Origin of the sequence: Pandoraea sp. (genome assembly GCF_041919235.1) — a bacterium.
GTDB lineage: Bacteria > Pseudomonadota > Gammaproteobacteria > Burkholderiales > Burkholderiaceae > Pandoraea.
In genome coordinates this window covers 108,944-119,689 of sequence record NZ_JAYRUC010000019.1, presented here as the reverse complement: position 1 = coordinate 119,689, position 10,746 = coordinate 108,944, and the positions used below count along the sequence as shown (strand labels likewise).

Sequence of the window (10,746 nt, the reverse complement as noted above, 5' to 3'; positions counted from 1 at the left end):
ATCACCCTCGACGTTCAGCGGCGCGTTGACGTTGGCGTTAAAGCGGGCCGCCTCGTCGAGCACGGCCTGGGCGCAATCTAGCCCGGCGTCCTCGAAGCCGGGAAGCGCCGCCACGCGCTCAAGATCGGCCAGTTCCTGCATGGCAAAGAGCATTTCCTTGACGGGTGCGATATAGCTCATTCGGGTGCTTTTCCAGTGGACGGTAGTGAAGGGGCCTGCCATGACACCGGAACGCTGAGGTCCTGCACGGCAACTATCGAGCAGATCGTAGCGGCGATCGTCGAGAATCCCGATAACCAAACCGGACCATCTATTGACAATTTCGGCCACGACTCGACCGGGGAGGTCCCCCGGCACGGATGGAATGCGGCGTATCGTTAGCCGCTCCGCCGGCTATGGCCGTCGATCAGGCCTTGCGCAGGGGGGGCGCAACGGGCCTATGTGCAGCGTACCGGTACTCACCCGGCGTGCTGCCGGTCCACTGACGGAATGCGCGATGGAACGCAGTGGGGTCATCAAATCCGACGTCGGCAGCGATAGCCGCAATCGCGTCCTGGGTTTCGGTGAGACGCCGGATCGCAATATCCCGTCGCAACTCATTCTTGAGCGTCTGGAACGCTGAGCCTTCGGCGGACAGTCGCCGGCAAAGCGTGCGCACCGAGCAGTTGAGGACCTGAGCAACGTCGTCGATCGATGGCATACGCGGAAGACGCGATGCAAGACAATCCCTGACCCGATGACTCGTGAGTTGCTCGTTGAAGGCCACAAATATCCAATCCTCTGGCGCGCGTGCGAGAAACTTGCGCAGGTCGGCCTTGCGCTGACGCACGCGCATATCGAAATAGGAAGCGCTGAAGCGCATGCGCGTCTGTTTGCAGTCGAACCGGGCCGGTCCAGGGAAGAGGTAAAGGTAATCGACTGCGTGCGGAGGCCGCTCAAACGCGAATTCAACTTGCAAAAGCGGGATCTTTTGACCGATGAGCCACGAACCCACGCCGTGCACGAGCTTCAGCATCAACTGCTGGCCCAAGGCGCTGACACCGACGGGGCCCGGCCGCAACGCAATTTCGGCCACGGGGCCGACTCGGGACGACTCAAACCGGAAGTCATCGAGAATCAGATGCATGAACTGGCCGAAGCGATGCATCGCCGTTTCGAGGTTGGGCGCGTCGAGCAGGCTGAGGCACAGATACTTCAGGGTGCCATTGCGCAGAGGACGCTCGAAGATGCCTGGCATTTCATCGTCAAACTCGATGGCCAGTGCGCGGTAAAGCGTTGAGAATTGCGATTCCGTTACTCGCGCCCCAGGCTCGGTCAGGAGTGCGTCTGAGATGCCTGCCGCTTCGAGGTATTGCCTGACGACATCAGGCGGCGCGCCTACGCCGTCGAGAAAGCCCCGAACAAGTGAGATGGGTACGGTAGCGCTCAGTGAATGCATTGCCGTGATCTAGTTGATGTCGCGTGCGCGGACGATAGAAAATCCGCTTGTCCCTCGGCAGATATTATCGACACAAGGTGCGCCCCGGCGCAGTGCCGCAGGGCGCAGGGACCGGGTTGAAGCGGCGAACGTGTGGGCGCTTCTCTTATCCCGGAAGGCTCGGCCGGCCATGTTCTTGGTAGATATTCCGGGCGATTGCCAACGGTTGAATGGACCGGCCTGAGTCTTTACGGGTTCAGGCCGGTTTATTGCTGTGAAGATCTGATGGGTCAAGCCTTGTTAGGCGAGGTGTGCGGCATTCCGGTTGCACTATCTCCGGCAAGATCGATCGCGGATGCAGATTGGACGCGTGCACGCAATTCGTACTTTTGGATCTTCCCTGTCGACGTTTTTGGCAGTTCGCCAAACTCCACCCGTTTCGGCACCTTGAAGGCTGCCAGGTGTTGTCTGCAGTGCTTGATAATGTCCTCGGTTGTCGCTGTTGCGCCTGACTTGAGTTCGACGAATGCGCACGGAACTTCGCCCCATTTTGCATCGGGCGCTGCAACGACTGCAGCAACGGAGACCGAAGGGTGGCGGTAAAGCACGTCCTCAACCTCGATGCTGGAGATGTTCTCCCCGCCGGAAATGATGATGTCTTTGCTTCGGTCTCTAATGCGTATATAGCCATCTGAAGACATTACGCCGAGGTCCCCTGTATGAAACCACCCACCATAAAATGCTTCGTCGGTGGCTTTCGGGTTCTTCAGATACCCCTTCATGCAGATGTTGCCGCGAAACATGATTTCGCCAATGGTTTCCCCGTCGGGAGGGACTGCTTCCAACGTAGCGGGGTCGCGCACCGTTACGGCGGCCTGCAGGTGATACCGTACCCCTTGCCGGGCATTGAGCGAAGCCTGAGCGTCGTCATCGAGTGCTGACCACGACGCCTGCTTTGCGCATACCGACGCCGGACCATAGACCTCGGTCAATCCGTAGACATGCGTCACGTCGACCCCGATGTCGTTAAGCTTGCCTATCACCGCCGGTGACGGCGGCGCGCCGGCGACCATCGTCGCCACGCGATGGCTGATACCGTGCCGAAGTTCCGCCGGAGCGTTTGCGAGCGAACTCTGAACGATCGGCGCACCGCAATAATGAGTCACCTGCTCGCGGCGTATCAGCTCGAAAACCTGATTCACATCGAACTTTCTCAAGCAAACGTTGACGCCTGCACGTGCAGCGATGGTCCAGGGAAAGCACCAGCCGTTGCAGTGGAACATCGGCAGCGTCCACAAATAGACGGCGTGCTTCGGGAGATCCCACTCGAGGATGTTCGAAACGGCGTTCAGATGCGCGCCGCGATGGTGGTAGACGACGCCCTTGGGATCTCCGGTAGTTCCGGACGTGTAATTGAGCGCAATAGCGTCCCACTCGTCCGCAGGCGGCGACCAGGCAAAATTTGGGTCACCGCCGTCCAGGAAGGTCGGGTAGTCGACGGCAGATGCAAACGCGGAGGGATCCGCCGGTATTTCATCCGCAACGCTGACGATGCGCAACGCCGGAAACGCTGCGGCGGCGGCCTGTGCGACCTGCGAGTATTCGGTGTCGATGATCAGTACCTTCGCCTCGCCGTGTCGCAACATGAACAGGATTGTCTGGACATCCAGACGAGTGTTCAGCGTATTCAGAACTGCGCCTGCCATCGGCACGCCGAAATGGACTTCGACCATCTCGGGAATATTGGGAAGGAGAACCGACACCGTATCGCCGGTTCCGATCCCTGCGCGCTGCAGCGCGCTGGCGAGGCGTCGGGTTCGCGCATACGTTTCAGCCCACGTGCGACGGGTGTCGCCATACACCACGGCGAGTCTGTCACCGTACACGTCAGCGGCTCTGGCGATGAAATCAATCGGAGTAAGGGGGACGTAGTTTGCTTGCCGGCGCGTGAGTCCTGCGTCGTACATCGGTTCCATTCGGCGTCTTCTCCACGGGTATGAGTGCCCACTATGCAGGCATGATTGTTGCGTTTTCTTGTATTGGATTCGCTCGAATTGAGCGTAGCACATGAGACCTATGGGTGCCATGCATGGTATTGGCAATTCTCGGGATTACCCGACGTTGTGTCGGGGTAAGTGCCGGATTTGACCCGGCGCCTTGGGTGGCCGTGCGGCGAAAGCGAACGTCGAGCGACCCGGTTGTGGCGATTCCGAAGCAGGCGTTGCTGGGGATGCCAATGGCGGATCGCATCCGCAATGTCAGCGTTTCCGGGGAGGCGCCACCATCGGTGGAAGAAGCCCTTCAACGCGATGCGATCGGATACGGTGCGTGAGGGCCAGCGATCACAGGATGAGGACGCCCGGCACACGAGGCGGGTTTCCGACCTGCGTCTGGACAAGGGCCATCCGGCGGGACGTGGCCTGAGCGCTCGATGATCTCAATGCTGTGGTTTATCCCTTTGGCAACGCAGAGCGATGTGAATCGCCCTGGGGGCGCGGAGGCAGGTCGGGTCGTTGGACACGAGCATTGCCTCCACCGGTATTTCCGCCGCAGCATCCGCGTCTGGCTCAGTTCATCTGGTCGTCGCAACGCCGCCCCCGCAGCGTTGGATCCGCTGCTCGCAAGACCGCTGATTCAACGGCCTCCACCACCGGCGCCACCGCCAGCACCGCCGCCAGCACCGCCGCCAGCGCCACCTCCAGCGCCACCACCCACGCCACCGCCCATCCCGCCGCCCATCCCGCCGCGGCCGCCAGTGCTATTGCCGCGCCCCGGCGGCATATCCGGCAACGTCACACCGCGCTCGCGGGCGCGCTCCTGCATTTGGCGGTGGTGCTCCAGTCTCAACGCATCACGCTCACGCACCGTTTTGGCAGCGCGCATTTTTGCGCGATATTCGTTACGCTCGCGCTGCGTCATCAACTGGCTGCCATAGATGGTGTCTCGCGTCTGCGTCTGCGTCCGGTCGCGGGTTCGGTCCTGCAGAAGATCTTTGTCCTTAAGACGGTCTCGGTCTTGAAGCTGATCTTTGTCCTGCAGGCGATCCTTGTCCTGCAACTGGTCTTTCGTCTGATCCTGGACCCGATCCTGGGCGGTGGCGATACCCACGTTCGCTCCCAGTAGCAATGCGAGGGTCGAGGACAAGGCCAATGCGCCAAGCAATTTTCGCGATTTCATGGTGTTCTCCAATCGTTGAATGCAGGGTAATGCCTGCGAGGGTTACGAAATTACCAATGTGATTGCGGTGAGTTACGGCTTCCGAGCGACATCCGACGCGCCAGATCGAGATTGCCGTTGGATTCGCTGCGCTTCCGCGACGGCAGCGATGGCATGCGCGCGGGCTTGCGGCAGGGGAGGCGCGCAAAGCGATTCGCTCACCACCGATACCAGATCTGTCGTCACGGGCCGCGCCGAAACCATGCCGAGATACGTGCCCGCCAGCAATGGATCGGGCTCAGGCTTCTCCAGTTCGGCTTGCATGTCGGCCAACAGATAGCGGGCGGTCAGTGCGTTTTGTGGGGCGCCTTGCATCAACCCATCGGCAAGCGCGTCGATGCGCACGAGATTGGCACCGCTAAGTCGCGCCTGCGGCGCGGCGAGCGTGGTCGCGCGCGAACATTCACCGAACTGGCTGGCCGGCAGCACAGTCAACGGCGTGCTCGGCAGCGTGTTCGACGCCGTCGGCGTCGTCTCTGGCGGGGTGATGGGGGCCGTGGTGCGTCCGCCCAGATATCCCTGCCGAGACGATTCGGTCGCCTGCGGCATGCGTCCGGTGGCGCCGCCACCATTGGCGGCGGCGCTGCCGCCGGGACTCGGGTTGCTCACGCCCCCCGCGCCACCGCGATTCGACGCACCGTTCGCCCCGCCGCCGATCGTGCCGGCGGAAGGACCGTTGGCGGTGCTGGTCCGGCCTTGCGCGCTGGCATCGGTCAGCGTCGCCGTCGCAAAGGCAAGCAGCACGGCCAGTGGCAAGATCGATTGCCAGCGCTTCGGGTCGGCCAGATGTCGCATGTCTACTTCCTCTGGATTGGCGCGGCGGCGAGCGCCGTTCTTTGTTGCTCCGCAATCTGAGCAATCTGGTTGGCTTGTGCGTCGTTCATTCTGGCGCACAGCAGGAATCCGATTTTCAAGACGGCTCCGGCCGTGACCGGCGTCTTGGCCACCAGACCGAGCAAGGTGCCAGCCAGTTCGGGATTCGGTGTCGGCTTGATCAGTTCGTTTTGCAAGTTGCCCATCAAATAGGGCGCGGCGATCTTGCCACTGGCCGCCAGCACCGGATCGACCTCGCCGCGCGCCGCGTTCAAGCGCAACAAATTGCTGCCGCTGAACTGCTGCGCGGCTGTCATGCCCAGGGACACACCTTGGCAGCGCGGCGAACTGTCGAGCGAACTGCGCACATTGACCGCCGGACCGCCACCCGGACCCGCAATGAAATCGGACGTGACGCCTGTCGTCGGGTCGGTCGTCTCGGTGCCCGAGTCGTCGGGGGGCGTCAATGGGTCGCTCGGATTGGACCAACCGCCCCAATAACGTAGGCGCGTGCGGCCCACGTCCTGCAGATTGGTCGCACCACTGCCGTAGCGTCCGACCCCCTCGGGCACCTGCCCATTGCCACGTATGCCGCTGCCGCCGCCGAAGCGGTCGGCGCCTGGCGTGGGATGCGAGATGGCGCCCCCGTGTTGCCCGCTTTCGTGGCCTTCGTGGCCATAGCGTGTGCCATGCCCTTTTTCCACCGTCCCCCCGGTCTCGCCACCCGGATTATGTCCGCCACCGCTACTGCCACCCCCATGCCCGCCGCCGCCGTCATGGCCACCACCGCTGCCACCGCTGCCACCGCTGCCGCCGCTGCCGCCGCTGCCGCTGTCATGGCCGCCGCCTCCGCCCGTGTCTTGCGCGTTGGCGATACCGATCACGCCGGGGATGATCGTCACGCCAACGCGCTCCAGCGAGAGCATCGATGCACCGATTGCCGCCAAGGCGAGCACGGCGAAGCGGACCTTATGTTTCATGATGGCGCCCATTTTTCGTAGCTCGAACACGCGATGGCAAGCGACGTGAACCATTGCTGGCGGGGCGATCAGCCGTGTGCTTCCGCAATCGCGGCGCGCACGGCTTCGGCGATGGCGCCAAGTTCGGCATCCGAAACACCTGCAGGAAGCGTCAGTACCATGATCTTATTGATGGCATCAACGGTCGCGGTACTGACGGGAAGCGTCTTGTCGGAAGCCGTGCCGATGAACACCGCAGCGAGCAGCAGGGCACGGGTGGCCGACGTGCTCGCGTCGTAAGTTCCCGAACTGCTGACGATCTGGCCGCTGGTCAAAAGATTCTTGTAAAGCGCCAGGTTTTGGAGCGGCGAGTCGACCATGACCACCGAAGTGTCGGTAAAGGTCAGCTTGACCAGCGATTGCAGTGCCGCGACTTTCTGATCCATGGTGAGCGCGGTGTTGTCGGCAATGGCCAGCACCTGGTTATAAAACGCCGGCTGCATGCTGGAGAGTGCATCGGCCAGCGAGCGCTCCAATACGTGCGACGGCGCGCGAGCCACGTTCAGACGACCCAGTTCGAGATCCGAAGGGACGCCTTCCTGCGCCCAGGCCGGTTTGCCACCTTGGGTGCCGGGCGCGGGCTTGGAGCCGCCGCCACCGTACTTCGGCCCTTTGGCGTCGCTGTCGGCGCTCGGGCCGCCTTGACCCGAGCCGCTAGAGCCGGCATCGCCCGACGCGCCACGCTTGCCCTTGCTACCGTGATCGGCGCTTGGCCCGCCAGCACCCTTCGGTGTGCCGCTTTGAGCGTGCGCGGAGGATATCGGTGCGATTGACGCCAGCCAGGTCGGCGCGGTGCCGCTCAAACTCATGGCCATGGCCAAAGACGCTGCGGTGGCAATGGCGATTCTGCTCAGGGGCAGGTTCTTGGTACTCATGAAATTCCTCTCTGTTCGTGAGTTTGGATGTGCGCTGAAAAGGCAGATCAAGGTCGAATTCACTCGATTACATTCTTGCAGCTTGCAAGGTGGGCATATTGATAAGAATCAAGGGTTTCGCAGGCTGACGAGCGGTGCGGCCGAGGCGTGCCGGTGATATTTGATAGACCGATGCAAGGCATTGCGCCGGTGCTTCGGTGCTTCGGTGCTTCGGTGCGCCGGCGCGTCGGCGCGAGCCATGCCGGCGGCGCATGCCCAGGTCGGGAGGGTTAGTGCGAGAACGGGATTGCGACGCGCGCCATCACGGTGTACTGATTGAAACTCTCGGTCGGGACGCCTGAATTGAGCCGTCGTGCCGTGACGCTCAGATCGAGAAACAGGTTTCGATGAAACTGGTAGACCATCCCTATCGTCGCCCCATAGTAGTCGTCGCTACGCGGGATACCTTTGTAGGCGACGTGGGACACCGAGCCAGTGCCTCTGAGCGTCAGCTTATCGGTCAGCCGGTGGTCAACGCCCAGCGACGCGTAAGTGTTCAAATAGCTCGACGACACGAGCAGCACGTCGGGCGACGGTGTCGACGTGACGGTGGTTTCCTCGACCGTGCGATCGAGATAGGCGGACACCGTGGTGCGATCCGTCGGTGCCCATTGCAATGCAGTGCCGACCACGGGTGCGGTGACATCGACGAAACGCGGATCTCGATAGTTCTGTTGCAGCCACCCGGCGAATGCATCGAGCTTCAATACACGGGGGATGTTCCACCTGACGCCGGCCAGATAGCGCATGCCGTTCGAGTCGCGCTCATAGCCGAGGTCGTCGAGCATGCTTTCGTAGCGCCGGCGATCGAATGCGACCTGAATGTAAGGCTCGACGCGTGGCGTGATCTCGTACCCGACGCGCACGCCGCCGGTGTATTGCCAGCGGTTGCGATCGCTGTTGTTGATGATGTTGACGGCGCCGCTGCTGGAGAGGAAATCGACGTTGTTATAAACGAGTTGCTGCGCCGTGCCGGCCACGCGCACCGAGACGCGACCGAACTGATGAAACACGCCGCCATACAGGCGCAACTGATGGTATTGCGTCGGCGTAAGGCCGTTACGCGCCGAGGGCGATTCGCGGTCCTCGTGTTCTTGCGCGAAGTGCACGCCACCGTAGACGTTGGTGTCCGCGCTGAAATCGTAGCGGCCTTCTGTGCTCAAATGAAAGTCATTCGAATTTTCTGACGTATAGGTCGAATAGCGTGTGCTGTCGACCGACGCATGAAAATCCAGTTCGTGCTTGACCCAGTTCGACTGCGCCCGGATCGACGGAGAGAAAATCCAGGCCCGGTCGCTCAGTCGCGTGTCGTTCGACAAAAAGTAGACGTTGCTGTCGTACATCCACGACGTATCGAGTTCCGGATAGATCAAGAACGAGCCCACCGAGAACGGTGTGCCAACGGCGCTCGTTGGGCTGGCAGGTGTCGGGACGCGATCCGGGGCCTTGCCGGGAACGGCATTGTCGATGGGGGCCTGCGGTGGCAGGGCGGGAACTTGCGCCGTCGGCGACGGCTGGTCAGCGGTGGGCGACTGCGGCACCTGCTCCTGAGCCAGCGCCGGGGCCGACCCCACCAGGGCCGAGGCGACCAGAGACAGCAACGTTCTGTTTTGCAAACGTAACCACGCCGACTCGGCAGCGCTCCGCGGCGCGCCGGCGCGCCGCGATGGCCTGACAACCGTCGTCCCTGCACGCTCTTTTTGCATTTTTGCCTCGCTGCACTTATGTTCTGGTCATTTGCGCGATCCGGCATGCGCATGCTGAATCCAACGCTTGAGCGAGCATAACCACGGCTTGCGCGAGGGACTTTGACATTCTTCAAACAGTTTGTACTTCTTGAGGATACGGGGCGGAGGGCTCGCTCGACGGCGGTTCTTTCGCGCCATACCCGCTTTCGGCGTGCTCGTGCAACGGCCGCTTCCATTGCGTAATGTGGTTCGGATCGGCTTCGGATCGGATCGGATTGCTGCGCCAACTCGGCCAATGTTCGCCCGCCTTTGGGCACGGCCGGCGCCGTCTTCGCGTTGAACGTCGCTCAGTGCGTCCGTTGGGTGTGCTTCGTCATATGCGCTGTTCCGTCGTCAGCATCGTCGCTGGCTCAGGCTAAGGCTCAGGCTTCGGCTTCGGCGGAGGCATCCATTAGGCTGTTCGAATTCGCGTGGCCGTGCCGCCGCCGAGCTATGTGGCGCTGAGTGTTCCTGGATGTTAAGCCCGATTGTGTTTATTCATAAGTAGCGCATACTGCGTGAACCTCATGTAAGTCCTGTGCAGCGCTGTGCTGTCCTTGAACGGCCATAGGGTTTCAGTCTGTCATAGCGGTTCGCTATGCGGGTTCTGCCTCCCGAGTCGTATGAGATTCGCCGTAGCTGGGCGCACGAGCATCGATGGGCGACAGGAGACGGGAATGTGGGAAATGGTCAGTGAGGATTTCCACGGATTCGAGATATGGGGTTATGTGACGCGTCAACCCGGAAAGGCAGACGTCGATTTGTACTCGTTTGTTGGCTTGTATCGGCTTCCCAGCGCCGTCTACGATGACTTCCAATCGTTCAGGCCCCGCCTGAAGACTCGGTTCAATACTCACGTGGAGGCAATTCACGCCTGCCATGCCATGGGCATGGGCGTGATTCGAAAGGGTCGTTTGCAAAACGCCTCACTCCGGTAAGCGGGTTTCGCCATGAATAGAACGATTGCGTACCGAGGCTATGAAATCTGCGTGGAGCTCACGCCGACGTCGAAAGACATGTTCGACGTCAAGTTCCACATAGCGGGCCTTGCGGGGCCGATGGGGCGACTGGGAATTGGCAAACCAACACAGATTCGCAATGGACCCTTTTCTCGTCGCTGGGCGTATCTGGTCGCCGAAATCGCCGGGCAGGTGGCGATCGATGTGATTCTCGGCTTGCCCGACGCTTCGGTTCGCAGTGTCCCGGCGATTTCCGATGGCGGGCCGCAGCGCAGGGCGTCCGACGCCGTCTAGGTGCAGCGATCGGGGCGCACGCCAGACCGAACGGCGCCACGAAGGCCTGTCATCTCGCTCGAAACGCACAAGGCGAGGCAGGGGGGGGATTCCGCACGCAGCATGTCGTCGGTATTCATACGGATCGCTATACGAAACGATCCTGGCGAAGGCTGACGAGCGGGCGCGCGTTGCTGCCTTCCAATATTTGGCTGCACGCCCCTCGACCCTCTGTGATACTGTGCAGTGCCAGCTAGCCAAGCCTCGTGGCAGCCTCATTGGCCGGGTACGTCTGATTCCATGGGCGTCGTGACGCAAGGCGTCGCGCTCGGCCTGAGGCCACTCCGCCCTTGACGCCGTGCACGTGGCCGCAATGCTGCGGCCGGTGACTTGCGATAGCCTGGTTTT

9 protein-coding genes are annotated in these 10,746 nt (G+C 61.7%); 1 reads left to right on the top strand and 8 read right to left on the bottom strand.

Going from position 1 to position 10,746, the window contains the following annotated elements; translation table 11 throughout:
- From ACE3UG_RS16250 to ACE3UG_RS16215, 8 genes are all read right to left on the bottom strand, one after another.
- A partial coding sequence (locus ACE3UG_RS16250; protein ID WP_374625695.1) for an acyl-CoA dehydrogenase N-terminal domain-containing protein occupies positions 1–330 on the bottom strand: 330 nt, incomplete at its 3' end.
- 76 nt (positions 331–406) lie between these two features.
- The gene (locus tag ACE3UG_RS16245; RefSeq protein WP_374625693.1) at positions 407–1,438 is read right to left on the bottom strand and encodes an AraC family transcriptional regulator; all 1,032 of its coding nucleotides are present in this window, start codon (positions 1,436–1,438) and stop codon (positions 407–409) included.
- Positions 1,439–1,707: 269 nt separating this feature from the next.
- Complete coding sequence (locus ACE3UG_RS16240) at positions 1,708–3,393, bottom strand: acyl-CoA synthetase (RefSeq protein WP_374625691.1); 1,686 nt, start codon at positions 3,391–3,393, stop codon at positions 1,708–1,710.
- Positions 3,394–4,051: 658 nt separating this feature from the next.
- Positions 4,052–4,594: a hypothetical protein gene (locus tag ACE3UG_RS16235; RefSeq protein WP_374625689.1), complete on the bottom strand. Its 543-nt coding sequence runs from the start codon at positions 4,592–4,594 to the stop codon at positions 4,052–4,054.
- Positions 4,595–4,666: 72 nt separating this feature from the next.
- Positions 4,667–5,428 carry a hypothetical protein gene (locus tag ACE3UG_RS16230; RefSeq protein WP_374625687.1) on the bottom strand — a complete coding sequence of 254 codons (762 nt, stop codon included), beginning with the start codon at positions 5,426–5,428 and terminating at the stop codon, positions 4,667–4,669.
- Between the two features lie 2 nt (positions 5,429–5,430).
- Positions 5,431–6,426 (bottom strand): hypothetical protein, encoded by a 996-nt coding sequence (locus tag ACE3UG_RS16225; RefSeq protein WP_374625685.1) that lies wholly within the window; start codon positions 6,424–6,426, stop codon positions 5,431–5,433.
- A gap of 68 nt (positions 6,427–6,494) precedes the next feature.
- Entirely contained in the window at positions 6,495–7,403 is a 909-nt protein-coding gene (locus ACE3UG_RS16220) for a hypothetical protein (protein ID WP_374625683.1), read from the bottom strand.
- 206 nt (positions 7,404–7,609) lie between these two features.
- Complete coding sequence (locus ACE3UG_RS16215) at positions 7,610–8,995, bottom strand: outer membrane beta-barrel protein (RefSeq protein WP_374625681.1); 1,386 nt, start codon at positions 8,993–8,995, stop codon at positions 7,610–7,612.
- Between the two features lie 1,061 nt (positions 8,996–10,056).
- Between ACE3UG_RS16215 and ACE3UG_RS16210 the strand changes: the two genes are divergently transcribed.
- Positions 10,057–10,359: a hypothetical protein gene (locus tag ACE3UG_RS16210; RefSeq protein ID WP_374625679.1), complete on the top strand. Its 303-nt coding sequence runs from the start codon at positions 10,057–10,059 to the stop codon at positions 10,357–10,359.
- The last annotated feature ends 387 nt before the right edge of the window (positions 10,360–10,746 follow it).

What these genes read in the sequence shown, in the direction of transcription:
- ACE3UG_RS16245 (WP_374625693.1), bottom strand. Translation starts at nt 1,438, where the DNA reads ATGCATTCACTGAGCGCTACCGTACCCATCTCACTTGTTCGGGGCTTT.
- ACE3UG_RS16240 (WP_374625691.1), bottom strand. Translation starts at nt 3,393, where the DNA reads ATGGAACCGATGTACGACGCAGGACTCACGCGCCGGCAAGCAAACTAC.
- ACE3UG_RS16235 (WP_374625689.1), bottom strand. Translation starts at nt 4,594, where the DNA reads ATGAAATCGCGAAAATTGCTTGGCGCATTGGCCTTGTCCTCGACCCTC.
- ACE3UG_RS16230 (WP_374625687.1), bottom strand. Translation starts at nt 5,428, where the DNA reads ATGCGACATCTGGCCGACCCGAAGCGCTGGCAATCGATCTTGCCACTG.
- ACE3UG_RS16225 (WP_374625685.1), bottom strand. Translation starts at nt 6,426, where the DNA reads ATGAAACATAAGGTCCGCTTCGCCGTGCTCGCCTTGGCGGCAATCGGT.
- ACE3UG_RS16210 (WP_374625679.1), top strand. Translation starts at nt 10,057, where the DNA reads ATGAATAGAACGATTGCGTACCGAGGCTATGAAATCTGCGTGGAGCTC.